Source organism: Neobacillus canaveralius, from assembly GCF_047237705.1.
Taxonomy (GTDB): Bacteria; Bacillota; Bacilli; order Bacillales; family Cytobacillaceae; genus Neobacillus; species Neobacillus niacini_K.
On record NZ_JBDFLL010000001.1, the window covers coordinates 366,247 to 391,670 of the forward strand.

Here is a 25,424-nt window from a genome sequence, read left to right on the forward strand (position 1 = left end):
TTATTATTTTAATGAGAAGGAGTGATGATGGTGATACATAAAACGTTATTGCCATTTCCTGATGGTTTTCTATGGGGTGCTGCTTCTGCTGCATATCAGATCGAAGGTTCATGGGATAAAGATGGAAAAGGTGTTTCCAACTGGGATCAGTTTGTCCGAATTCCCGGAAAAACATTTAAAGGAACAACAGGGGATGTGGCTGTAGATCATTACAACCGCTATAAAGAGGATGTTCAATTAATGGCGGAGATGGGAATGAAGGCTTACCGTTTTTCTGTTGCGTGGACACGGATATTCCCAAGCGGAAAAGGTCAAGTAAATGAAAAAGGTTTAGAATTTTATGATCGGTTAATTGATGAACTAAAGGCAAATAACATTGAGCCAGTTTTGACGTTATATCACTGGGATTTACCGCAGAACCTTCAAGATGAGTATGGCGGCTGGGAATCGCGGCAAATTGTCGAAGATTTCACGAACTATAGTGTTGAACTTTTTAAACGATTTGGTGATCGTGTAAAATACTGGGTCAGCTTGAACGAGCAAAATATTTTTACCATGTTTGGTTACCGGATGGCAGCCCATCCTCCAGGGGTAAAGGATGACAAGTTATTCTATCAAGTCAATCACCATGCAAATCTGGCGAATGCTAGTGTCATTAAGGAATTCCGTAAGTATGTTCCAGATGGGAAGATTGGTCCCAGCTTCGCCTATAGTCCAGCATATGCATTAACCTCGAAACCAGGAGACATCCTTGCTGCTGAGGCTGCCGAGGAGCTAAACAACCATTGGTGGATGGATGTTTATGCTTGGGGAAAATATCCAAAGGCTGCTTGGAATTATCTCGAACAAAATGGCCTGGCACCAACGATTGAAGAGGGCGACTTTGAATTGTTACGTGCTGGCACGCCTGATTTTATGGGATTAAATTACTATCAGACAACCACCTATGAAGAAAACCCATTAGTGGGCGGAGTTGGTGCCGGTGAGATGAACACCACTGGGAAAAAAGGGACTTCCAAGGATACAGGAATTCCCGGTATGTTTAAAACCGTCGAGAATCCAAATCTTGAAAGAACGGATTGGGATTGGAATATTGACCCACAGGGATTAAGAATTGCGCTTCGCAGAATCACGAATCGTTATCACCTGCCAATCTTAATAAGCGAAAATGGTTTAGGAGCCTTCGATAAAGTTGAGGAAGGCGATATCGTCAATGATGATTACCGGATTGATTTTATCCGGGCTCATATAAAGGCGATTCAGGAGGCGATAACAGACGGTGTGGAAATGTTAGGTTATTGTGTTTGGTCTTTTACGGATTTATTGAGCTGGTTAAACGGGTTCCAAAAACGCTATGGATTTGTTTATGTGAACCAGCACGAAGAAGGGGAGCATGACCTTCGTCGGATTAAGAAAAAAAGTTTTTATTGGTATAAAGAAGTCATTGAAACCAATGGTGAGAATTTATCATAAATAGTTTGTACTACAATACCGTGTATTAAAGGGCTTCGGAGATACTCCGGAGCCCTTTATGATTTTACATAGCATCTCCCATTCAATTAATTAACTTACCAGAAACATAATGCCTCATATATTTCACAATTTTGACAAACCCCTTACTAATTTAACAATAAAACTCTCATTTTCCCTTCTTTGCGCGTACATAAACCTCATTTTACATCCATCGATTGGCGTAAATATTACATATAGAAACAAACTGTCCGCCCCACGTGGACAAAACGGCTGAAATGTCCACGAGTGGTGACAGGCACCGCAAATTTACCGTTTTTTCTCATCTGTTTGTATTGTTTTCCACTGTTTTCCACTGTTATATGACAATTTGTGATAGAGTTTTAATGTCTTTGTAATATAACTGGTACATTGTCATGGTATAAATAGATTAATAGAGAAGGGGGAAAACCGTATGCAACTTGTAAGGCGTATGATTTTCATGTTTCTAACATGCGTAATATTGGTGTCTGGTACCGTTGTGGTACATGCAGAATCAAGTAAGGAAGCACTACATAATGTGGAGCAAGAGCTTCAACAAAAGGCGAATGAAAAGAACTCTATTAACATTGAAATTGAAAAGCTTAACAAAGAGATGGAAGAATTACAAACGTATATTACACAAAATAGAGAAGCCTTAGCAGAAACTCAGACGAGAATTGATGAAACTCGTCAGTTGATTGAACAGAAAAAAGAAGAAATTGTTTTCCTTGAGGATAAAATCCATAACCGTAAAGATATGATGAAAAGCAGGTTAGTGGCTTTACAAGAGGATGAAAAACTGAATGTAGCGATCAATGTCATCCTGGAATCTAAGAGTGTCGCAGATCTTATTCAACGTGCAAGTGCAGTAACAACTCTGTTTAACGCAGATAATGATATTATTAAGGATCAAGAAAACGACCTTAAGCAAATTGAAGAAAATGTAAAAGTAATTGCTGAGCAAGAAGAACAGTTGGCTGTGGAACAAGAAAATCTTGCCAAGCACCAGGCTGAACTTGATTTTAATTTACAAAAGAGACAAGAATCCTTAACAGTAATGCAGCAAAAATATAGTCAAGTGAATGAAGAAATGGCTGGAATTCAAGCACAGGTACAAGCGGCGCAAGAGAAGGTTCGTCAGGAACAAGAAGCAGCGAGAGCAATCGCAGCGGCTAACGCTCCAGCACCAGCTGCAACTCCAGCACCAGCTGGTACAACGGGCAAAGAAATGTATGTTACGGCGACTGCATACAGCTGGCAATCAGCTGGAAATGTTACGTACATGGGTCATAATATCAAAGAAAATCCAAATATCAAATTAATCGCGGTTGATCCATCTGTTATTCCATTAGGTTCAACAGTTTGGGTAGAAGGCTATGGTGTAGCGATTGCTGGAGATACCGGCGGCGCAATCAAAGGCCATAAAATCGATGTGGTAATGCCAGACAATGCACATTCAATCGCATGGGGCAGAAAAACCGTCAAAATCGTCATTTTAAACTAATAATTGATAAAGAGATCAGACATCAAAAAATGTTAGATCTCTTTTTTTATTGGTCAATTTTGCTGAATTGATTTCGTTTACTGAGGGCATGTGCACTCATGTAAAGAATAATTTGGAGAGGAACAGAATAACTATAGCGCCAATGTACCGGCTCGTATACACCTAACCAGTCAAAAAATGGCTCTGCACAATAAGAAGCTGCTAGTGCAAAGAAAGTAGCCTTAATCCAAGGATTAACGTTAGGTTTAATTTGTATTAATGTAATGATGGTTAAGGGCATTAGGGTAACATCCCAAGGAAAATAGGTGGGAAGTACTGGGATGACATGATACCGATAATGCCATAATCCTAACTGATCCCCTAAGATATCCGAAACAACAGCAATTGCCATAATATAAAAGGCAATATACAGAAGGCGGTCTGTGCTATCCCTTTTCCTAATAACAAACCAAATAATCCAAGGAATAATGGATAAACCGACACCCATCCACCATAAACCAGAAAACAGAACATACTCGGTCCAAATTTGAATTTTCTTATCAATTAAAAGTTCAATTTGATTATGATTCTTATCTATTATTTCAATAATTTCTTCCTTAGTGGCCATATAACAACCCCATATAATGTAACGTCTTCAAGTACTAGTATTAATCCCACTCCAAAATGTATACTTTCTAAAGTAAAAGCCTTAATAACAACAAAAAACCAGTCCTAAGTCTGGTTCAAGGAGCGGTGCCTGTCACCACCGTAGGTGGTGACAGGCACCAAATATACATCATTGTATAATTAGACAAATAATCCCACATAGACTATACCCCTACCCTAAATACACCAAATCTTTTAGCTCGTCTGTGGAGAGTTCGGTGATCCAGTTTTCGCTTTGGATGATTTGGTCGTTTAGGTGCTGTTTTTTCTCGAGCATGGCGTCGATTTTTTCTTCTAGTGTACCGGTACAGATGAGCTTGTGCACGTGAACGAAGCGGGATTGACCTATCCGATACGCTCTGTCTGTGGCTTGATTTTCAACTGCCGGATTCCACCAGCGATCATAATGAATAACGTGATTGGCTGCTGTCAAGTTCAGCCCGGTTCCTCCAGCCTTCAATGAAAGCAAGAACACCGGGAACTCATGATTTTGGAACCGCTCAATCATGGTATCACGCTGCGCCTTTGGTACACTTCCGTTCAGGAACGGCACTTCAACCCCAAACTTCTTCTTAATTGTCGAACGAATCATTTCACCCATTTCGATATATTGCGTGAAAATGAGACAGCTTTCGCCTGAGTCTAAAACAGCGTCGACAAGGTCGACAAGCTTCTCCAATTTATTCGAGCGATCCAGAAGCAGCCTGTCAGCTGATCTTTCTTTCAGATAAAGAGCGGGGTGATTGCAAAGCTGTTTTAGCCTGCTAAGCATTTGCAATATTAACCCCTTGCGTTCAAAGCCTGACAGCTTTTCGATTTCAGCAAAGGTATCGCGGACAAGCTGCTCATACAATGATGCCTGTTCCGTTGTGAGTGGACAATACTCTTTTTGCTCCTGCTTGTCAGGGAGATTGAGTGCCACCTCTTCATCCTTTTTCGTCCTCCTCATCAGGAACGGGCGGATTAACGATTGCAGCTCATTGACCTTTTCTTTTTTCTCGTCCTTTTCAATTGGAATGACAAATTTCTTCTGGAATTGCCCCAAGCTGCCAAGATAGCCATGATTGGTAAAATCAAAAATCGACCATAGTTCAGATAAACGATTTTCCATCGGGGTACCGGTCAAGGCGATGTGATGTCCCCCGCGGAGCCTTCGCACTGCCCGTGACTGCTTCGTACCGGCGTTTTTAATATTCTGTGCCTCATCAATGGAAATCGAACTCCACAGGATGGACTCAAACTCCTCAGAGTCCATATGGCTCAGTCCGTAAGAAGTCAGTACGACATCAGCATCTTTAATTTTTTCCTTAAAGGCGTCTTCCTTCAAGCGATTCGAACCGTAATGCAAATATACATTAATCTCAGGAGCGAAACGTTCAAGCTCCTTCTGCCAGTTACCAAGAACCGAAGTCGGGCAGATAATCAAAGCAGCCTTAACCGGGGTTTTTTCATTTTTAGCAATATCCTTTGAATCAGTTCTGTCCTCGGTGCCTGTCACCAATTCAGGTTGTGCACCAATTTCCTCTTTTACCTTCAATAGATAAGCGATTAGTTGCACCGTTTTCCCGAGCCCCATGTCATCGGCGAGGACTGCACCAAATCCGTATTGACGCAGGAACCAGAGCCAGCTCATTCCCAGCTGCTGGTAAGGGCGGAGTTCGCCCTGAAGCCCTGAAGGAACGTCTTCCAGCGGTATTTCATGTGCTTCGGATAGCTGCTTGATCATCTTTTTCCATTGGCTATTTAATTCGATTTGAATCCGCGCAAAGGCTTTTGGGTTTTCGAGCTCATCTTCCGTAGGAGGTGTCTCAACCAATTCCTGCTCGAGCAAATCCCTTACATGCAAACCTTCTTTCTCAGCACGCTTCATCAAATCCTGAATTTGTCGAATAAAGCCTGGATCGAGCTTCACCCAACGTCCGCGTATAAACACGAGTCGACGTTTTTCTTCGACAAGCTGACTGAATTCTTCCTCGGAGAAATCGACGCCGTTCATGGAAAAACGCCAGTTGAAATCAAGCATAGCCTGGAGCCCGACAAATGACGGTCGGTGACTGGATGATCCTTTTAATGACGCCTTCACCTTTAAATTGGCATTCTTCATCGCATGCCACCAAGCAGGGAGGAGGATCTCCACGTCCAGCGCAACGAGGGTTTCACTTGCCTCTGTCAAAAACATCCACGCTTCTTCCTCTGTAAGTCCAGATTTCAATGTCGCGCCGTCCTCACTCAGCCACGGAATTAAACTTGCCCAGCGCCCTTGCTCACGGTCGACTCTTTCCAAAAATGGTTTCCATCGTGCCGGAATTTTTGCATCCAATCCGTAAACATCGTCGACATTTTTTTTACCACGCAAAAAGACATCCAGGTTCCAAGGACCTTCGCCATCGAGAGGTTCCTCTAACCGGAGTCCAATGGTAAAAGGAGTGTCGTCCTCCTTAATTCCAACCCATTCAAGCCAGGTATCCTCATCAAAATAGCGTGCCAGTTCAGCACCAGAAATACCTTGTTTTCTCAGCAAAGCAAGCTTTGGACCAAATAATTCTTTCATCGAAGCATTTCGCGTCAAATAGGCATCCAAGGCATGGTCATACAAATCTGAGATAAATTCTTGTACCGTTTCAGAAGCTTCATGTCGTGGATCGACTTCTTGCTCCCAAAAAGAAGGATCAAACTCATCCATGACACGAACGGGAAGCTGCCAGCGAAAGTCGCCATTCTCCCAAACCGAAAAGTCCGGAAGCCAATCTTTCTCAAGAATTCCTTCATGGAGAGAGTGGGCCGCCGCTAAACAAATCTCAGATTGGTCACTCCAGTCCCAGTCAATAAACCGGTTGAATGACTCCTTCGCAAAAAGAGAAACAAGGTGCCAGCCAGTCACCACTACACCCTCGATGCCATCAACTGACTCGTTCTCAAGAAGCGTGCCAAAAAAGCTCTCATCATGGCGGCTGAACAACACATTCTTCCACTCAGAAGGCGGTAATCCATGCCCATGTTCATCCTCAGCAGCCAGTAGATAACGGCCATCATCTAATTTAATTGTCAGAAGCTTAACAAATCTAGTTTTCAGCATCGTAAAGTTACTCCTTTTACTAGGGTGGGGCTATAATTTTGGGGTTGGTGATTACCAAAAAATGTCTAAAAGTACAAAACCCCTAAGAAAATGTACAAAACCATCCGAAAAATGTACAAAACGCCACGGAAAGTGTACAAAACGCAACAATAAATGTACAAAAATCTATCCAGAGCCTATTACCTTCATCAAACTGTCCGCCTGAGGTGGACAGTGTCCACGGGCGGTGCCTGTCACCAAACTATGCACCGACCTAGGCACCATTTTATTCTTCTATAAGTTTGCTCCGTCTGCATTCTTCGTGGAAGGCGCGGAGTCTTTTGGTTTTGTCCATTAGGCTGTCGAGGAAGTATTGCCAGTCGTCGACGCGTTTTGTTTTTTTGTATAGTGTACGCAGCTTTTTTAAGTGCCGGACCGCTGCTTTGTAGCTGGACCGATTTTTTTGGTTGATTTCGTTTAAGGCCGATTGGTGCAGCATTCCGAGCAACACTTCCGGTTTTTCTTTTTCAATTACCTTAACCCGTTCCCTAGGCAGATCATAAAAATTCCAGCCCATGAACGCCTGGAGGTCGCTCCATTTGTCGTACTGCTTCCGTTCAAACAGTGAATGTTCATATTCTGTATAGCTGTAAGGCAAAGTCGACAGCATGGCGCGCTCATATAACTCAGCTTTCCCATTCTCCGAGATGTAAGGATTGATTGCCTTTAGAGTCGATCGAGTAAAAGAAGCACAGGAATGATAGGTTCGCAGAAAATCTAAATAGCCTTTAAGTTTAGAAATAAACAGCTCAATTAGCGGTCCAACCCGTTTCCATGCTTTCGTCTGTGACAATAGTTCAATCCAATGAAGCATATAGGGAGTTATCACCTTATCGTCGACCTTAGTAATCAAATCCAACGCCAACTCATCCTTTTGCTGCAAAATGCTGATATGAATCCCTGCAACCATCAGCGGATTCGGATTCTCCCACTCGTTCAAAGACTTCATTCGGTCGTTAATCAGGACGATTTCTTCCTCACGCCATTCCTTCTTTTTAAAAAGATTAGTCCAAAGGAGACGGTACAGATAAATCCGTTCCTGCTCAAGGTCCGAAGAAACAGTCAATAGCTCAAACACTTCGTCCTTTAATTTTAAAATAAATTCGTCAAAATCAAATGGCAGCGATTGAACACCAATTTTCAAAACAAGCTCATCGGCATCTTCAATTAAATTATGGAACACAGAGAGGTAAGCGCGTCTCACGACATCCTCAGCAAACCCTGAATTTACTGTTAAGACAGCAAGCTTTTTAAATGAAACAACAATCCCGACCATTTCATAGAGCAGACGCCATTCCTTTTCTACCGGAGCACTCGCTTTAATCCGCCGTTCGTAAATATTAAATAGCTCCGCAATAATAAAAGGGCTCGAATACTTTTTCGAATTAAGAATCGTGTCAAAGCTCACTTCGAAGGATTCAACCCAGCGCGCGTAATCAGGCTTCATCACACCGTTCGCTTTGATCAAATCCTTTGCCTTTTGAAGCCCCCAGCTCGCAACGTCATTCTTCTCCTTCATAGGTTCGCGCCACTCTGCAACCCACTCTGCAACACTGCCTATTCGTGAATAAGCAGCAAAAAATACAGCGATCTGATGGCGGCATAGTCCCTCGTGTGGGCAGGTACAACTGTTTAAAGACAAATGGGAAAAATTCAGTTTCACATGGCAAGCCGTAACGTCCTGTACCATTGCCGTAATTTGGGCATTCCATATTTGCAATTGCTTGACCATCCCTTGCCGGTACAGCATTAAGCCCTTTTGAATGAGCTTAACATCATCGACGGCATGCGGATGCAGCAAATCTTTAATTTCTTCTGAGAGAAGTTCAATCCGGTCATTAGCAGTCGTCGACTCCAAAGCCACGACCCCCTTTTTTAGAAAAATCCATATTCCTATATTATACCCAAAAATTGACCATTCGAGGAGAGAAAAGAGGATTTCTATTCAAGACAGGCTTTTTTATGAAAAAGCTTTGTTAAATTTGATTGTTTATCTTAGTACAACGCGGTATAAAAGGTGATGAAAGACAAATCAGGAGAATACCCAATGAGATTAGTTCTTCATAAGCATGATGAAGGACAAATCAGGATAATTCTCAATAAGTTTAGTCCTTCATAATGATTTACGTGCCATTAAAAAAATCCACCACCCTCCCACAAACAAAAAAAGTCCAGGCATTCAGCAACGCCTGGGCTTAGGTATTTTCCACTTCTGTGGTGGAAGGTGGATTTTGTCCCAGTTGGTGTGAGACATATTCAAACAAATGATTTAAATATTTACTGAGCTCGAAGCCTTCCTCACTAGCAAACTTTGATAATAGCAATTTTGATTCTTCCATTGATTTCTTTCCCCCTTAAGATTAGTGTCTATCAGTATTTTTACCAATCTATCATTCTCTTATACATTACAAATAAAATATAGTTCCAACTACCTGTGAAGTAATTATCTTGATATACCTAAAATACCAAATTCTGTGAAATTTTTTAGAAAACCCCCAAAATCAAAAGTGCGAAAGGTAATATATGGGTAAGGGAGGACGAGCATAATGAGACAGAGACATGAGTATAAATCCCCATATGCAGCAGCGGTATGGTCAATGGTTCTACCTGGTTTTGGACAAATTTACAATAAGGATTACATCATAGGTTTCGCTTTGCTAGGCTTTGAATTTTTGGTCAACCTATATTCAAATCTAAATCTAGCACTTGTTTACTCATTTACTGGCGATTTCGCCCGTGCGCATAACGTTATTGATTACCGCTGGGGAATGTTTTACCCATCACTATATGCTTTTCCATCTGGCAAGCGTTTAACGGAGCCAAAGCTCACAATGATAGATTTCTAGATAGTGTGCCTGAAAAAAAGACCCATCTAACCGGTTTTTTTATTGGAATGGTCGTTGGAATGGATTGCGGGCTATTTTGGCATGACTTTGCGTTTTTGAAGCAATTTAAGGTTCTAAGCATTTTTAACATGCCTGTGTTCAGTGGTCTTCTCTTCGGACTTTTATTAGGCTGTTTCGGAAATATTATTGAAAAAACAATCTATCGTAAAAAAAGTAACCAAACGACAGAGATAGACTAGTCACTCATCACAGCATGTTTCTTCAATGGCCTGTAGTCTTTGGTTAACCGCTTCTAGCTCTCGCTGTAAAAGCGTTATCTCACGTTGTTGTCGCTCGTTTCGACGTGAAATCAGTTCCACCTCGCGTTCAAGTCGCTGACAGCAATCCGGGCGAATTCCCATCCCCACCACCTCCTTGTCCACTTACAAGGTATGTCCAAGTCTAAGAAATGGTCACGGCATACACGCAAAAACCAGCCCCAGCAGGACTAGGACTGGCAACCTTTTATTATAAGCTTTCGAAGGAACCGACCTCTTGGGAAACCTCAGGTTCTTGTATCTCCATGTCAGAAGCAAATCGTTCCAACCCCCCTGTAGCACAAAACAAAACAAGCGCAATAAACAACGCAATTAAAAGCCTTTTCATTAAAATTATCCCCCAGTTATTTCCTTTTATCTCTACTCAATAAGACGCAAGTAAATGGCATTTAGTTCCATAAAACCGTTTGACAAAATCTGCAGAAAAAATTCATAATGTTGCTATTCTAAAATCAGTATGATATAGTACTTTTCGTACAAATGACCAGATTAGTATTTTAGTCAGTTTTGGAGGTGAGTGGATTTGGCAGTGATTGATCGGAAGAAGTTGATTCTTGAAGCGGCGGCGAAGTCTTTTTCCTTGTATGGATACAAGGCGACGACGATGGATCAGGTTGCGAAGTTAGCCAATGTGGGGAAGGGAACAATCTACACCTTTTTTAAAACGAAAGAAGAGTTATTTGATGAAATTATCAATTCGCTTATCGCTGATATCCGGTTTGAAGTGGAGGGTGTTCTAGATGATTCGGCGTCGATACTTGATAATGTGAACAATGTGTTAGTCAGGATTCATGAGATTCGGGAATCGCATCAATTGACGATAAAATTGATTCAAGAAGAACGGGATATGGGCACGCAAACGGTCGTTGAAGCGATGCAGCGGGTGGAGCAATCGATCATCCAATACATGAAGGCAATTATTCAAAAAGCAATCAATAAGGGTGAAATCAAAGCCTGCGATCCCGAGATAACAGCCTTTGTGATGCTGAAGATGTACTTTTCCTTGGTGATTGACTGGCAAAGGAACCATCCACCTTTAAAAAAAGAAGAGATCGCTAAGCTCTTTGAACTCTACTTATTAAAAGGCTTGTTAGCATAAGTCTTTTATTTTGCAGTAAAGTGACCATTTGAACAAAACGGTCAGTATTTTTAAAAATAAAAATGACTAAATGAATAAAATAGTCAGGAGGTAATCGAAGTGAAAGGACTTAAAGCAGAATTAAAAACAATCCTTACTAATCGCAAAGTATTAGTTCCCATCATCGCCATTCTCTTTATTCCAGTTCTCTATGCAGGAATGTTTTTATGGGCGTTTTGGGATCCATATAAATATTTAGAGGACCTGCCTGTCGCGATCGTCAATCAGGATGAGGGGGCAGAACTCGCTGGGGAGAGGCTTGAAATCGGCGACGACCTGGTCAAAAATCTGAAGGAAAGTAAAACCTTCGACTTCGATATCGTTGACAAGGAGAAGGGCTACAAAGGCTTAGAGGACCAAAAGTATTATATTCTTGTAGAAATACCAAGCAATTTTTCTGAAAATGCGACCACACTGCTTGAGGATCAGCCGCAAAAGCTGCAAATCAAATATGTACCGAATGAAGGGGCAAACTTCCTATCCGCGCAAATTGGTGAGACAGCGATGAAGGAAATCAAAGCCGAAATTTCAAAAGAAATTGTCACAACTTACTCCGAAAGCATTTTTGAAAAAGTAACCCAAATGGGCGACGGGCTAGCCCAAGCAAGTGAAGGAGCCGGCCAGCTTAACGACGGCTCCACAAAACTAAACGAAGGCGCCGGACAAATCAAAGAAAACCTAGAAACCCTAGCAAGCAAATCAATAGAATTCGAAGAAGGCATCAACAGCGCCGCAGCCGGTACAACAGAAGTCGCAAAAGGAACAGCCGCCATCCAGCAAGGATTACAAGAAGCAGATGACAAGCTGTCACTTTTGGTGACAGGCACCGAAAAAGCACAAGCGGGAGCAGAGCAGATTAAGGAAGAGCTGCCAGCGGGAATTGCTGCTGGAATCAGTTCACAGTTGTCTGGAAGTACGGAAAAATTAAATGTGGGTATTGATCAGTTTGAATCGCAGTTGAATGCTGGATTATCGGCGCAGATTGCGGAACAAATGATTGCGCAGCAAACTGCAAAGATGCAGGAGCTTGCGGGTGCACTAATCGCCAATGGTGTGCCAGCTGAAACAGTGTCTGGAATTATGGCGCAGCAAACTGCACCAACCAAAGCAGCAGTCCAACAGCAGGTGGCACAGGCCATCACTCCAGGATTGCACCAGGGTTTCACGCAGTTTAAGTCCCAGGTAAATGGACAACTGCTGGGAGCAACTACAGGTTTGGAGTCACAATTAAAAAAACAAACCGATCCAGTCTTTGATCAACTTATTGGCGGAATCGGTGAAATCAATATGAATCAGGTGAAATTCCAACAAGGAATCCACCAGCTCTACACAGGGTCAACCGCACTTAATGCCGGCGCCAACCAACTGACAGCCGGGATGGGCGAATTATCTGCTGGTGCCGATAAAATTACAGAAGGTACTGGTAAGCTTGCGGAAGGTTCGACTGAATTACAGGCAGGCACAGAAAAACTTCAAGATGGCACCTCTGAATTAAACGAGAAGCTATCACAGGGTGCGGAGGCAGCGAATAGTGTGCAAGCGGATGACGACACCTATGATATGATGGGCGAGCCTGTTAAAGTGGATAAAAATGAGATTAACAACGTACCAAACTACGGTACCGGCTTTGCACCCTATTTCGTTTCACTCGGACTTTTTGTCGGTGCACTGATCATCTCGATTGTGTTTGGACTAAGAGAACCGGCCGTCAAACCTGCTTCCGCTTCACAATGGTTTTTCGGTAAATTAGGCGTTATCACCATCATTGGTGTGCTTCAGGCACTATTAGTCGATATTGTGTTACTTGTTGGATTGGGAATTGAGGTACAAAGCGTACCGTTGTTTATCGTGACAACGATTCTGACAAGTATGGTATTTGTAACATTAATTCAAATGCTCGTCACGTCCTTAGCCGATGTCGGCCGTTTCATCGCCATCCTCATCCTAATCATGCAATTAACCACAAGCGCGGGTACCTTTCCACTTGCGTTAATTCCAGAGGCGCTGCAGCCATTTAACGCATTCTTCCCGATGACGTACACCGTCCAAGCGTTTAAGGCAGTGATTTCAAGCGGCGACTTTGCTTACATGTGGCACAACAACTTAATCTTGCTAGCTTATATGGCCGGATTTATGATGGTAACATTTATCTACCTTACATTTACGTTCAAACGTAAACAGGGCAGTGAGGCAATGATTGAACAAGCGGCATAAAGTAAGAAAAACACTAGGTTCGTGGAGGCGAACCTGGTGTTTTTTTTGGTTTACGTGCCAAATTTGTATATTACGTGCCGTTTTAGCAATTTACGTGCCAAATTTCAATATTACGTGCCAAACCATCCAAAAAGCCTGGCAAATGCCAGGCTCGGGTAATTATTTTGATTTTAATCTAAGCTTGAGCGTGTTACTTCGTTTTAATTCATCCATATACATACAATACAAATGCCCGATTTTAGAAAAAACGGGTTTATGTGCCGATTCATAGATTTACGTGCCAAATTTGGATTTTACGTGCCGATTTTAAAATTTACATGCAAAATTCCTCTTTTACGTTCCAAATATTTGAATTACGTGCCTTCTTAATTTAAAGGACTTTCCCTTATCTAAAAAGAAGAATATAAGGATGGGAGAGTGACTAACGTGTTAACAGCAGTATTGTTCGATTTAGATGGAACGTTATTAGATCGAGACGAATCGGTAAAAAAGTTCATCCATAGCCAATATGACAGATTGAATAGAAGTGTAGGGCATATTCCAAGAGAAACCTATATAAAGAGATTTATAGAATTGGATCAACGCGGGTATGTCTGGAAGGATAAGGTGTATCAGCAGTTAACAGAGGAATTTCAAATAACGCGACTCACGTGGGAAGACTTCCTTCAAGATTATCTAACTAATTTCAAAAATCACTGCGTTCCGTTCCCTAATCTCATTCCCACACTGGAAAAATTAAAAAGCCGCAACCTCCGATTAGGCATGATTACAAATGGCAAAGGGCAGTTCCAACTCGATAATATCAAAGCATTAGGGATTGAAAAGTATTTTGACACCATCTTAATATCAGAATGGGAAGGAATAAAGAAGCCAGACCCCGAAATTTTTAAAAGAGCCCTGCATCAGCTCAATGTTTCTGCTCATCAAAGTATTTTTGTCGGGGACCACCCTGAAAATGATGTGAAAGCAGCTCAGAATGTTGGCATGAAAGGGGTTTGGAAAAAAGACCCTCAATGGGACTCGATAGAAGCAGATTACATAGTAGATGATCTAGCGGAATTACTTTTATTTTAGGGCTCTGATATAACTGAATATTGAGTGTTTGAAAAATAAACGGAGAAATTCCGGCTAAATTGGGAAATACCCATATTTCCCTAAAAATAAGGGGAGTTTTTCCTCTTATATTGTCCAAATCGTTGGATTATGTCGAATATAGAGCAGTTAAGCGGAATATCTCCGCTTATATCTGCCCCTTAGGCTTCCTCTACATACATTAACCGGAAATTCTCCGCCTAACATACCTACACGAAAATCAACAATAAATAATAACAGAGCCAATTTTAAAAAAGGAGTCCCAAAATGAATTATTTTGTCATCGGTGATGTTCACGGTTGCTATCATACATTTAACAACCTAATTACGAAGCATTGGAACAAAGAAAATGAAGTGCTCATCCAGCTGGGAGATCTCATCGACAGAGGGAAGAATTCGCCTCAGATGGTTCAGTTAGCGAGGCAACTAAAGACCGACTTTCCTGAACAAGCTATCTTTTTAAAGGTAATCACGAGTTTGAAATCATTGACCACGTACTAAATCAACCGAACCACAATTGGCTTCGGCAATGTGGGGAGGAAACGCTGCTGCAGTATGAGGCAGAGAAGCGGGATTGCTTGGATGATGTGAGCTGGATGAAGGAGCTGCCGTTATTTTGGGGAAATGAGCACTTGTTTGTAAGTCATGCGGGAATCGCGGAGCAAGCCGTGAATCCGTTTAAGGAAGACGATGGATACAGTGTACTTTGGAATCGGAGCCCCTTGAAGAACATTGGTAAACTACAAATTATTGGCCACACGCCTTCAAAGGAGCCTAAGTATGATGAACACAGTCATTCTTGGAATATTGATACGGGTGCCGCGTATTCTGGGTATTTAACAGGTGTAAAAGTCCAACCGAATGGCGAGGTCATCGAATTTATCCAAGAAAAAACAGACAGCAGAGATAAATAGAGGAGGTTGTTTAAATGAATAGTCCTATCCATAATCAAATCGGAACGGTTTTCATTCCGGTAAAAGACATAGAGAGAGCAAGAGATTGGTATTCTGATCTATTAGGTATCGAAACAGCGGGTGAAATCCAGTTTGGCCATCTTTATGTCATTCCCATGGAAGGTACGGGGATTGTATTAGATAGCAAAATCTATTCAGAAAATAATGTATTTCAAACACCAGTGTTTCATTTCAATACCTTAAACATTGAAGAAGCATTTACTTTTTTGAAAAATAAAGGTGTTAACGTTGTAACAGAAGTTCAACATGGTCATTATTTTAATTTCAAAGACCCTGATGGAAATCTGTTAATGATTTGTAAATGTTAGAACAAGGGCAGTGGAAATGAATCCACTGCTTTTCGAATGAGGCGATGAAATTGGGTTTATCATCAATAATGGCAGCGCATTAGGGGTGCCATTCGTCTGTACTTAGAGGTGTAGCTAATACATGAATAAATAATATGTAAACTGGAAAAAGCAAGGCAGACCCAAAAATCAAAAGACTAAATCTAGGAAATAGCATCAATCCTGAATTAAGAGGAACGAAAATCGTGAAAAAATAGAATAAAAGAATAAAATAAGGGACCCACAGAATAAGTGTCCAATAACTGTTTTTTGTGCCTAACAGCCATTTTTTCGTTAAGCTAATAAATATAAGAGTTGAAAGAAGAAGTCCGATAACATTAATAACTGCAATGACAATGTAAACATGATCCCATTCCCAGCCGGATAACTCACTAATATGAGAAACATTTATTATGAGTTCGATGGCGATAAACAACGCTAACGCGTAGAGGGCACTAATCGTATTTAACTTTATAAAAAACTTCATCATAACCTCCGTAATTGAGTTAAGTCGTATACCATTATACCTTTTCTTAAAATAATCTGGTCTGAATTTGAATTTTTATTAAACAAAAAAAGGCTGACTTAAAAAAGTCAGTCCATGTAACGCCAGGTGCTTCCTCGCGTCTTTTATATAATATTAAGGCAGTTGGATAAGGGTTACACCCTTCTCTTGACTTATTCCCAAATCCTAAAGGATAAAAGTAAATGAATATTGAATTTAACTACGGAGGCAGTAATTATCTTCATTATTTAAGGGAGTTTAGCAATTTAGTGGCGAATAGGTTTTAAGGGGGGAACCAGGTTGAAACAGAGAAATAAGCTGGGCCGCATGTCAAAGGTGCTTTCGCTGGCTTTCGGCATTTTCCTGCAAATATACTGGTACAAAATGCGCAGGAAACCGAAGGAGGAGTGGGAAAAGCTTTGGGGACAAATAGGGGTACGATATCGGAATACATTGTTTGAATTAGAAGGATTGTTGATTAAAGTTGGACAGTTTTTGAGTACGCGTGCTGATTTGCTGCCGAAGGCTTTTATCAGTCAAATCGAAGACCTGACAGACAAAGTACCACCTTCTGACTGGAGCGAGATTGAGAAAATTCTTGACCATAAAAACTTTCTTTCCATTGAAAGAACAGCGATCGCATCTGCCTCGATTGGAGAAGTTTATAAAGGCCAGCTTAAGGACGGCACAGAGGTCGCAATAAAAGTGAAGCGCCCATACATTGATAGCATTATTCAAACTGATTTCAAGGTGTTGTCAATAATCATTTGGTTTGCCGACCACTTTGTCCCGATTCCGAAAGGGTTTATAAACTTTAAAGTCCTATTTCAGGAACTAAAACAGGTAATCGAACGAGAGCTTGATTATAGAAAGGAACTCGAGACGATCCTGTTTTTTAGAGAAAGATTTAAGAATATGGATATTGTAAAAATTCCATCAGTTTATTCAGAATTTAGTACGTCAAATGTACTGGTGATGGAGTGGGTAGAAGGAATACGACTTACGGATATCAAGGCATTGGAACGGGTAGCCGTTACTCGTGAAGAGCTTGCACAAAGGCTGATGAAAGTGTTCCTTCCCCAATGGTTAGAGCCTGGTACGTTTCATGCCGATCCCCATCCAGGAAATGTCCTTGTTTCAAAGGACGGAAAAATCATCTTACTGGATTTCGGAATGATTGGTGAAATCAGCAAAAAGGACGCAGCTCATTTTCAAGGATTAATTGAAAGCTTTCTTTCGAAAAATTATCCGAAAGCGGTGGATTGCTTATCTCAACTAGGATTTTTGCTTCCAGAAGCGGATCCAAGAACCATCGAAAAGCTGCTTGCCGAACTGGTTTCCTTCGAACCGGAACAAATAAAGCAAATGGATATAATGGCGTTTAAGAAGGAAATCAACGATACGATTCAAGCCCTGCCGATTCAGGTTCCCACTAGACTTGTCTTTTTAGGGCGCTCGTTCGTCACGATTGAAGGGATTATCCGCATTCTGGCTCCTGAAACGGAGCTTATAGATCTAGGAAAACCCGTCTTTATGGAGTGGCTGAACAAACAAGGAAACAATAAATGGTCATTAATTTGGAAGTGGATTCAATCACAGCCTGCGTTTAAGCTGATTCATTCGGTTTCAGAATTTTTAAATGCACCCCAAAGGCTGGAAGATTTAAAGGAACTGGAGCAACGCAGGCAATTTCAATTTATGATTTTTGAAAATAATAAAAATCATTTTTTTCAGCTAATTGTACTCGGGATTATAGGAGTCGTAGCGGGTATCTATACCTCTCACTCGCTCATCTTGAACATATCAGTTGGAGGAACTGCGATTGCGTTGGTAGCATACTATCTTTGCAACCTGAAACAGAAAAGGTGGATGAAGTACATGCATGAAAAACGACAACAATAAGGAGGAGTAACAATGAGTAAACAAAGCAAGTTGGTATTCTACGGGGCAATAAGTTTGGATGGCTACCTGGCACGTGAAAATCATTCGTTGGATTGGTTATTTGGGACGGAGGGGGAAGAGGAAACAGGCTATCAGGACTTTTACGACAGTTTGGATATTATTCTGATGGGAAGAAGTACGTACGACCAAATCGCCATTCTTTCACCTGAAAAATTCCCTTACGAGGGTAAGCCATGTTATGTTTTTTCGCGCACCATGACAGGCCAAAATGAACATGTGACGTTTATTAATGAAGATATTGCAGGTTTCACCCAGTCCTTGAAGGAGCAGGAGGGCAACCGGATTTGGGTAGTTGGCGGTGGAGAAGTGCTACAGCACCTGCTATCACTCGTAGATGAATTTATTATTCAGATTGCGCCAACCATCATCGGAAAGGGAATTCCGTTATTTGTGCCAGGGGACCAGGAAAACAAACTCACGCTGGTCGATGTTCGCTCGTTTAAACAGTTTGCCGAATTGCATTATGAAGCAAAAAGATGATCACTGTCAGGGGCCCCTGGCCGGCCGCTATTATCTAGCCGTTTCTGTATAAGTAACATTCACAACCTGTTCAGTTTCCTTGATAAATTCAATGTCTACATAGACACCGAATTCCTTTTGGTTTTCTTTTAACCATAATTTAAATTTCTCAGTGGAGGTAGTGTCTCCATTTTTTCTTCCAACATAAAGATAATCAACGACTTGCGCGTTCGGATACTTTTCCTTGGTCTTCTCCATTGCTACCCTGCTCCACTTAGCATAGGGTGGAGTCGGTTTCTGTTGGGCGTGGGCAGAATGGTGTAATTGAGGTAGATACGGACTGTTAAAGCCAAAAAGTATCATTAAACAAACTAGAAGCTTTTTCATGTAAGCACCCCCTTCATGTGTCTTACTATGATGGCATCCATTGTGAAAAATATGTACTGGGCTTGATAAACGGTATATTAGACCCATTAAGAAAAGGAGGTGAGAGCGCTTGAAGAAAAGAATTGGCTGTCTGCATGCACATTATTCGAACATTGATTATATAGAAATAGCACTTTCAGCCTATGACGTGGAGTTAAGTCATTTTGTTGATCCGGGCTTGATGGTTCGTGTGATGAGTGACTCGGATTTCACGGATGCCGATGCAATAAGCAGAGTGAAGGAACAAGTAGAATGGGTGGTGCGATCAGGTGTGGACGCCGTCCTTATAACCTGTACAAACTATATTGCCTTATTGGGGGAGCTTGCAACGAACGTGCCGATCATCAAGATGGATGAACCATACTTTGAAGCACTATGCGAGATTGACCAGCCGCAAACGATACTGTTTACAAATCCGGATACCGTAAGAGGAACGATGAACCGACTTCAGCAATATGCAAAATCCAAGCAAAAAACGCTGGAAATCGAGGTTCAGGTCATCGAAAATACCTTTGAATTGATCATGAGCGGAAAAAAGGCAGAGTACCAAGAAGAAGTGGTTGATTTTCTAAAAAAACAACAGCAGAGAGTTGTTTCAGTTGCGCAATTATCAATGGTTGGGGCAGCACAGCAAGTGGAAAGCGAGACATCCCAAACCATAATCAACCCTTTACATACGCTTGTCACATCTATGGTGAAGCAGCTAAATCTAAAGGCAAAGGAATAGACTATATTCCTTTGCCGCCTCTAGGAACAAGCGTCGAAATCCTTTCCATTCCAGCCAAGATTGGTTTCGCACGCTGAATTAATGTTTGCGTAGATTCCAGTGTCAACGACCCTTGATGGGCATTCTCGCTGCTCCATACCTCATACACATAAACCGCATTAGGGTCCTCTGGGGCCACACTGACAAGATATAATTCGCAATCCTCATGATTTTGCAGTGATTCGGCAGCTTCTAGAAGGATCGCTGTCAGTTGTTCGCGCTCGCCTTCTTTCGCAATTAACTTCCCGTAAATCCCAAACTTCTCCATAGTTCATTCCTCCTCATGTAAGTAACCATTCTACTTTCATCGCCTTAATTCCTTTTCCATATACAACTTCAAAAAAAAATTTCCGAGCATCCATTTTTTTACCAACACTTTGGGCAAATTAAGATGAAAATACTATCGAGGCAGGGAATACCATGAGTGATACTCAAAAAGAGGCTTTACATAAGTTAATAAAACAACAGCAAGAGGGAGCAAGCCAATGGCTAAAATATTGGCAAGAATTTTCCGCTTTTGATACGTGGCAGTTTTGGTTTCATGTGGTAATGTTTCTGGCCCCGCTCATTATTCTTTATTTTGTAATGGACTGGAAGAAGGCGCTCCAGCTGGGCTTCTATGGATTCAACGTCCATGTTTGGTTTGGCTATTTTGATGATTTTGGTTCCACACAAGGACTTTGGACGTATCCTTATAAGATGATCCCCTTTATCGCACACAGTTTCGGAATGGACGCATCGCTCGTCCCGATAGTGTTTATATTGGTGTATCAATATACGATTAAACATAATAAAAACTATTATATCTATACACTGCTATTAAGTTTATTTCTTTCATTTATCTTAAAACCTATTTTAGTCATGCACAATTTGTTTAAGTTTAACGCATGGGCCAACTACTTTCACCTGTTCCTAACCTATGTCGTAATCCTTGTCTTATCAAAAGTGATAACAGACATCTTTTTGCGTTTTCAAAAAAATGCGAAGGAAAAAGGCAGCAAAATGGGAACGGGAACTACAAGGAAGGGGCCAGTGTTAAAGTAAATTTGTTTACCTGCCAACAAGTCCCGAAGGCTTCTTTACGTGCCAAAATTTATATTTACGTGCCGTTTTAAAGATTTACGTGCCAAATTACGTTTTTACGTGCCGAACCATCAAAAAGTCCGGCGAAAGCTGGGCACAGGTCATTATCTTTGCTAGCATCCATGGTTTAAAGCTGTTTCTTCATTTCAGATACACGATCTATATCCAGAAACAATGACCTCTTTTTAGATAAACCCCGTTTACGTGCCGTTTCCGATGGTTTATGTGCCAACATTGAATTTTACGTGCCGTTTATAAAATTTACGTGCCAAATTCCCTTTTTACGAGCCAACCCCCAAAACGATTTCCTAAAAGGCTCGAATAGCAGAATCAGTCGAAACCGCTCAAAATCTGTTTACATCCTGGTACTTTACACATAGTTCCAAGTATACATGGTCTTAAGTCCTGCGAAAAAAGTAATATAAACCAAGTTTAACTCGCTTTTTAGAAAATGAAAGGGGGTTCTTTTTATGTCCAAAAGCACTATATAATAAATGTACACTTTCCAATGAGAAGTCAAAACACCTAGATTCCCCGCATCTTTCCACCTATAAAAACTTACATAACTGGAGTGAAATAATGAGAAAAAAGTATTGGGTTGCCTCTGTTCTTGCCGTGGTTGTCGCTGGAACCTCTCTATTACTAGTGTTTAATAATGATAAAAAGGAAACTTCTACTGGAGGGAACTTAGTAGTAAGTCAGGTAGTGAATAAAACGAATCTTCCTGATCCAGAGGTGAAGAAACAAGAAGAAGCAATTGAAGAGATTGAAAGAATGTTTAAGCCAGAATGGGAAAAGGTAAATCAAGCCGCGGAACAGAGGCTTGCGGAGTTAATCAAACAGGCGGAGAAGGAGTTTAGTGCGAAGAAGGATCGAAATCAGGATGTTACACGGTTAGAAGGAAAGTATCTCGAAATCTATAACGACTATGAAAAAAGTACAAAGACTCAGGTTGATAGGATTATTGCCAGTATGCAAAAAGAAGTAATCGCAAAAGATTTGAATAATAATATTGGGGCTGATTACTTTGAGTTGTATCGAATTCAAAAGGAAAAACGCATGGAAAAAGTGGTTAGTGAATTGAAAAAACTTTCTTAGCGTCTAATAGGTTTGCTCCATGCCAGGCCAACCACATTACTATCCTGTCGATAATAAACAGCTAATGTCATAATATTAGATATTTTCAGAAGATATAGAAGATTTAGTCAACTATATAGTATGATGTTCTAAAATAGTATATAATTCCTATATTAGTACTAAAGGAGGATATTAGTTAAATAGAGAACAAGCAAAAAAGGAGGGTTATGTTTGAGGAAAAGAACCATCATTATTAGTGTTTTGTGCTTATCAATGAATCTTCCAGTCGGTGTTTTTGCCGAGACGAATGGAGTCCAGACTCCGCAAATCAATTCTACCACTACTATAACCTTGGCAGAAGATACATTTGGACCTGTTCTCGAAAGTGCAACCGTCAGTCCAACTACGGTAAATGTAGGAGAAACCTTTACGATTACGGCTACAGTTTCAGATGATGCTAGCGGAGTGGATTCTGTAACCGCCTATTTAAATTTACCGGATGGAAAGGGGTACAAAGTCCTTCCTTTAGAACAAGACCCTGATACAGGGGAATGGAAAGGTACATATACGATCACGGAATTAGACCTAAATGGTACCTGGAACATAGATTTTGATTTGTATGACGTAGCAGGAAACTATACTTATGGTAACGACTCCGATACCGTACAAGTGGTCAACCTGAATGGTGGTGACGCACAAGCACCGACGTTAGAGTCATCATCCATCTCTCCTTTATCCGTAGGGGTAAATCAAGAAGTCACCATTCGTGCAAAGGTGACCGATAATAACGCAGTCGATGCTGTATATGCGTCCGTTTATACAGCAGACAGCTCGGGTTATTATTATCTGCCATTAACCTATGATGAAACGTCACAGGAGTGGGTAGCCAGTCATTATTTTAGTGAAAGCGATCAGGCTGGTGCATGGTATGTCGATATTGAGATGCATGATACAGCTGGAAACTTTGATTGGGTAACACTAGAGGAAGAATTGGTATTAAGCAATCCACAGGGTGACTTTACAGAACCAACGATTGGGACACCAGTGATTACACCAAAATCTGCCTCACCAGGTGAGAGTGTGAGGCTGTCCGTTCCGGTAACCGATGGACAATCGGGTGTAAGCTCCGTCTATGCTGAGTTTTATCATATAGACTCCCCAAGCGAAATCTATCTTGAACATTTAACGCGTGACCCAGCAACTGGAGAATGGGTGGGAGATTTCAATATCCAATCCAATTTCCAATCAGGAGTCTGGAATGTCGTGATTCATTCTACTGATAATGCCGGAAACAGCGGCTTTAAAGAATATCCTGCATCCTTTGAAGTCATTAACAATGATGGTGATTTTGAGCCGCCGGTGATTGCAGCTGTACAGGTGACACCACAGGGAGATGTCCAGGTTGGTGATGCTGTCACGGTTACGGCCGATGTAAGTGATAATGAAGGAGTAGATTCAGTAAGAGCTACTTTCTACAGCCAAGAGGGCTCTGAATATGTTGATTTGAGTTACGATGAAGCAGCAAAGCAGTGGACTGGAACCCTGTTGATAGAAGAAAATACCGTACCAGGCTTCTATTCGGTAAGTGTTGCCGCTTATGACACATCAGGTAATTTAGATTTTGCAGATGCAGCAGGCGGTATTAATGTCGTAGCGCTTGAAGGTGATTTTACAGGACCGGTCATTTCAGCGATTGCGGTAGATAAAACAGAGGTCAATGCAGGTGAGCAGGTCACGATTTCAGCTACAGTTAATGATGCCGAGTCAGGTGTCGCTTCAGTGACTGCGCACTACTATAACAATCAAAGTATCGCTTTAACCTACGATAGTACCCTGGAAAAATGGATCGGTACCATCACCGTTCCAACCAATGTTCCAGACGGAGAAGTCGTAAAGATTGATTATATTGAAGCAGTCGATGCGAAAAATAACCAAACGGTACAATTTACGAATACAGTTTCCTTCCTCGTCCATAACCCGGATGGAGATTTCACAGCACCGGTGGTAGATAGTATAGCGATGACTCCAACGTCTGCAAAGCAAGGAGAAACGGTGCATTTTGATGTGAATCTCGCAGATGACAAATCAGGCATTAAATCTGCGACACTCTATTTGTACAATGAAAGTGATTCGACCGTTACGACAATTGACTTAACTCAGGTCGGAACAAGCAATGTATGGTCTGCAGATTATGTCATTCCAGCCGACGCTGGAGTGGGCACCTATTCTGTAAGCTTAGATGTTACGGACAATGCAGGAAACATGGTCAATGCAACCGTCTCTGAAAAACTAACCGTTTTAGAAGCAGCGGTGGTATCTGAACATTATGCTGTAGCTCTATGGTACTATGAAAATCAAAACCTTTATAATACTGTATACTTTGCAGGTGCTGCAATCGATGAGGGAGACAAACGTCCAGAAGTACAAGAATTGATGGATAATGCCGCCCAAGAATTATTTGAAGCAGCGGCCACTATGAGCAGTGTCGATGCTGAAAATGCTTATCAGCTTCTCTCCGCAACAACAGGCGTTCCAACACTGGTCAAAGAGGCAGCCCAAGCGAAATTAACATCTACGGTGGACTCGCCAAATTACTTAGAGGCTGTTTGGTATTATGACAACGGCAACTATTACAATGCGGTACACTATGCTGGTGCAGCGATTACCGAGGGCGATACAAGTGAGAAGGTCCAAAACCTCATGGATTCTGCGGCGCAAAAGTTGATGGATGCAGCTCGAACCGGAAGCCTAAACTTTGCAGGAGATGCTTATAATCTACTAATCTCGACGACAGGTGTTCCGACACACATCAAAGAGGAAGCGACTGCGAAATTAGCAGCTGAGGTGAACTCAACGAAATATGCAGACGCGCAATGGTACTATGAAAATAATAACTATTACAATGCGGTATACTTCGCAGGCGCAGCAATTGACGAGGGGAATACCCGTCCAGAAGTCCAAGAGTTGCTAAACAACGCGTCCCAAGCCTTAATGAATGCGGCCCGAACCGGAAGCCTGGCATTTGCGGGAGATGCGTATAGCTTACTCATCGTTACGACAGGTGTTCCAACTGATATCAAAGACGAGGCAAGAGCGAAATTAGCCTCTGAAGTGAACTCAACGAACTATCCTGAAGCAGCGTGGTACTTTGAGAGTGGTAACTATTACAATGCCGTATACTACGCAGGTGCGGCCATTGCGGAAGGAAATACACGTCCGGAAGTCCAGGACCTCATGGATAGAGCGGCTCAAAACTTATTTGATGCAGCACAAGCCAAGGACCCTGCAGACGCCGTAAATGACTATTCCTTACTCGCAACAACGGAAGGCGTACCAGCGGATATTAAAGCAGCGGCACAAGCTAAATTGCCACAATAAGCAGTAGAAAAAGCTGAATCCAGTGACGTGGATTCAGCTTTTTACATGAACGGTGGCGGGGTAGAGGTTGCTGAGGCATTCCGTCCCGGCTTACCTGCCAAAATGA

General features: G+C 41.6%; 25 protein-coding genes. 16 read left to right on the forward strand and 9 right to left on the reverse strand.

Going from position 1 to position 25,424, the window contains the following annotated elements:
• Positions 1-27 precede the first annotated feature (27 nt).
• A complete protein-coding gene (locus ABC255_RS01835; RefSeq protein ID WP_412991075.1) occupies positions 28-1,473 on the forward strand; it encodes a glycoside hydrolase family 1 protein in 1,446 nt (481 codons plus the stop codon).
• A gap of 451 nt (positions 1,474-1,924) precedes the next feature.
• Positions 1,925-2,995 carry a 3D domain-containing protein gene (locus ABC255_RS01840; RefSeq protein ID WP_412991076.1) on the forward strand — a complete coding sequence of 357 codons (1,071 nt, stop codon included), beginning with the start codon at positions 1,925-1,927 and terminating at the stop codon, positions 2,993-2,995.
• 46 nt (positions 2,996-3,041) lie between these two features.
• On the opposite strand, the gene ABC255_RS01845 is transcribed toward ABC255_RS01840, so the two are convergent.
• The 4 genes from ABC255_RS01845 to ABC255_RS01860 form a co-directional block, all read right to left on the reverse strand.
• Positions 3,042-3,602: a CBO0543 family protein gene (locus ABC255_RS01845; RefSeq protein WP_412991077.1), complete on the reverse strand. Its 561-nt coding sequence runs from the start codon at positions 3,600-3,602 to the stop codon at positions 3,042-3,044.
• Between the two features lie 210 nt (positions 3,603-3,812).
• The gene (locus tag ABC255_RS01850; RefSeq protein ID WP_412991078.1) at positions 3,813-6,716 is read right to left on the reverse strand and encodes a DEAD/DEAH box helicase; all 2,904 of its coding nucleotides are present in this window, start codon (positions 6,714-6,716) and stop codon (positions 3,813-3,815) included.
• Positions 6,717-6,981: 265 nt separating this feature from the next.
• Positions 6,982-8,613, reverse strand: coding sequence for an SWIM zinc finger family protein (locus ABC255_RS01855; protein WP_412991079.1), 1,632 nt, complete (start codon positions 8,611-8,613; stop codon positions 6,982-6,984).
• A 337-nt stretch (positions 8,614-8,950) separates the two neighbouring features.
• Positions 8,951-9,094, reverse strand: a complete 144-nt coding sequence (locus tag ABC255_RS01860; RefSeq protein WP_335535284.1) for a hypothetical protein — start codon at positions 9,092-9,094, stop codon at positions 8,951-8,953.
• Between the two features lie 207 nt (positions 9,095-9,301).
• On the opposite strand from ABC255_RS01860, the gene ABC255_RS01865 reads away from it, so the two are divergent.
• Positions 9,302-9,601 (forward strand): DUF5683 domain-containing protein, encoded by a 300-nt coding sequence (locus ABC255_RS01865; RefSeq protein ID WP_412991080.1) that lies wholly within the window; start codon positions 9,302-9,304, stop codon positions 9,599-9,601.
• 5 nt (positions 9,602-9,606) lie between these two features.
• Positions 9,607-9,840: a hypothetical protein gene (locus ABC255_RS01870; protein WP_412991081.1), complete on the forward strand. Its 234-nt coding sequence runs from the start codon at positions 9,607-9,609 to the stop codon at positions 9,838-9,840.
• Here the strand turns inward: ABC255_RS01870 and ABC255_RS01875 are convergent, their stop codons facing one another.
• The gene (locus ABC255_RS01875) at positions 9,841-10,002 is read right to left on the reverse strand and encodes a hypothetical protein (RefSeq protein ID WP_412991082.1); all 162 of its coding nucleotides are present in this window, start codon (positions 10,000-10,002) and stop codon (positions 9,841-9,843) included.
• Between the two features lie 106 nt (positions 10,003-10,108).
• Entirely contained in the window at positions 10,109-10,246 is a 138-nt protein-coding gene (locus tag ABC255_RS01880) for a hypothetical protein (RefSeq protein WP_412991083.1), read from the reverse strand.
• A gap of 201 nt (positions 10,247-10,447) precedes the next feature.
• On the opposite strand from ABC255_RS01880, the gene ABC255_RS01885 reads away from it, so the two are divergent.
• From ABC255_RS01885 to ABC255_RS01910, 6 genes are all read left to right on the forward strand, one after another.
• The gene (locus ABC255_RS01885; RefSeq protein ID WP_412998451.1) at positions 10,448-11,017 is read left to right on the forward strand and encodes a TetR/AcrR family transcriptional regulator; all 570 of its coding nucleotides are present in this window, start codon (positions 10,448-10,450) and stop codon (positions 11,015-11,017) included.
• Between the two features lie 99 nt (positions 11,018-11,116).
• Positions 11,117-13,270 (forward strand): YhgE/Pip family protein, encoded by a 2,154-nt coding sequence (locus tag ABC255_RS01890; RefSeq protein WP_412991084.1) that lies wholly within the window; start codon positions 11,117-11,119, stop codon positions 13,268-13,270.
• Positions 13,271-13,696: 426 nt separating this feature from the next.
• Entirely contained in the window at positions 13,697-14,344 is a 648-nt protein-coding gene (locus ABC255_RS01895) for an HAD family hydrolase (RefSeq protein ID WP_412998452.1), read from the forward strand.
• Between the two features lie 285 nt (positions 14,345-14,629).
• Positions 14,630-14,863: a metallophosphoesterase gene (locus ABC255_RS01900; RefSeq protein WP_412991085.1), complete on the forward strand. Its 234-nt coding sequence runs from the start codon at positions 14,630-14,632 to the stop codon at positions 14,861-14,863.
• 77 nt (positions 14,864-14,940) lie between these two features.
• Complete coding sequence (locus ABC255_RS01905) at positions 14,941-15,276, forward strand: metallophosphoesterase family protein (RefSeq protein ID WP_412991086.1); 336 nt, start codon at positions 14,941-14,943, stop codon at positions 15,274-15,276.
• A gap of 14 nt (positions 15,277-15,290) precedes the next feature.
• The gene (locus ABC255_RS01910) at positions 15,291-15,644 is read left to right on the forward strand and encodes a VOC family protein (RefSeq protein ID WP_412991087.1); all 354 of its coding nucleotides are present in this window, start codon (positions 15,291-15,293) and stop codon (positions 15,642-15,644) included.
• A 79-nt stretch (positions 15,645-15,723) separates the two neighbouring features.
• Here the strand turns inward: ABC255_RS01910 and ABC255_RS01915 are convergent, their stop codons facing one another.
• Positions 15,724-16,149 (reverse strand): hypothetical protein, encoded by a 426-nt coding sequence (locus ABC255_RS01915; protein ID WP_412991088.1) that lies wholly within the window; start codon positions 16,147-16,149, stop codon positions 15,724-15,726.
• A gap of 318 nt (positions 16,150-16,467) precedes the next feature.
• Between ABC255_RS01915 and ABC255_RS01920 the strand changes: the two genes are divergently transcribed.
• Together ABC255_RS01920 and ABC255_RS01925 are read left to right on the forward strand one after the other, a co-directional pair.
• Positions 16,468-18,069, forward strand: coding sequence for an ABC1 kinase family protein (locus ABC255_RS01920; protein WP_412991089.1), 1,602 nt, complete (start codon positions 16,468-16,470; stop codon positions 18,067-18,069).
• Between the two features lie 12 nt (positions 18,070-18,081).
• Positions 18,082-18,609, forward strand: coding sequence for a dihydrofolate reductase family protein (locus tag ABC255_RS01925; RefSeq protein ID WP_412991090.1), 528 nt, complete (start codon positions 18,082-18,084; stop codon positions 18,607-18,609).
• A 30-nt stretch (positions 18,610-18,639) separates the two neighbouring features.
• Here the strand turns inward: ABC255_RS01925 and ABC255_RS01930 are convergent, their stop codons facing one another.
• Positions 18,640-18,975, reverse strand: coding sequence for a YqzG/YhdC family protein (locus tag ABC255_RS01930; protein ID WP_412991091.1), 336 nt, complete (start codon positions 18,973-18,975; stop codon positions 18,640-18,642).
• Between the two features lie 109 nt (positions 18,976-19,084).
• On the opposite strand from ABC255_RS01930, the gene ABC255_RS01935 reads away from it, so the two are divergent.
• Entirely contained in the window at positions 19,085-19,741 is a 657-nt protein-coding gene (locus ABC255_RS01935; RefSeq protein WP_412991092.1) for a hypothetical protein, read from the forward strand.
• Between the two features lies 1 nt (position 19,742).
• Here ABC255_RS01935 and ABC255_RS01940 read toward each other — a convergent pair whose 3' ends face one another.
• The gene (locus tag ABC255_RS01940) at positions 19,743-20,048 is read right to left on the reverse strand and encodes a putative quinol monooxygenase (RefSeq protein WP_412991093.1); all 306 of its coding nucleotides are present in this window, start codon (positions 20,046-20,048) and stop codon (positions 19,743-19,745) included.
• Positions 20,049-20,200: 152 nt separating this feature from the next.
• Here ABC255_RS01940 and ABC255_RS01945 point away from each other — a divergent pair, with 152 nt between their 5' ends.
• The 3 genes from ABC255_RS01945 to ABC255_RS01955 all read left to right on the forward strand — a co-directional run bounded on the left by ABC255_RS01945 (position 20,201) and on the right by ABC255_RS01955 (position 25,318).
• Positions 20,201-20,824, forward strand: a complete 624-nt coding sequence (locus tag ABC255_RS01945) for a CBO0543 family protein (RefSeq protein WP_412991094.1) — start codon at positions 20,201-20,203, stop codon at positions 20,822-20,824.
• Positions 20,825-21,442: 618 nt separating this feature from the next.
• Complete coding sequence (locus tag ABC255_RS01950; RefSeq protein ID WP_412991095.1) at positions 21,443-21,961, forward strand: hypothetical protein; 519 nt, start codon at positions 21,443-21,445, stop codon at positions 21,959-21,961.
• 210 nt (positions 21,962-22,171) lie between these two features.
• A complete protein-coding gene (locus ABC255_RS01955) occupies positions 22,172-25,318 on the forward strand; it encodes an Ig-like domain repeat protein (protein ID WP_412991096.1) in 3,147 nt (1,048 codons plus the stop codon).
• Positions 25,319-25,424: the final 106 nt, after the last annotated feature.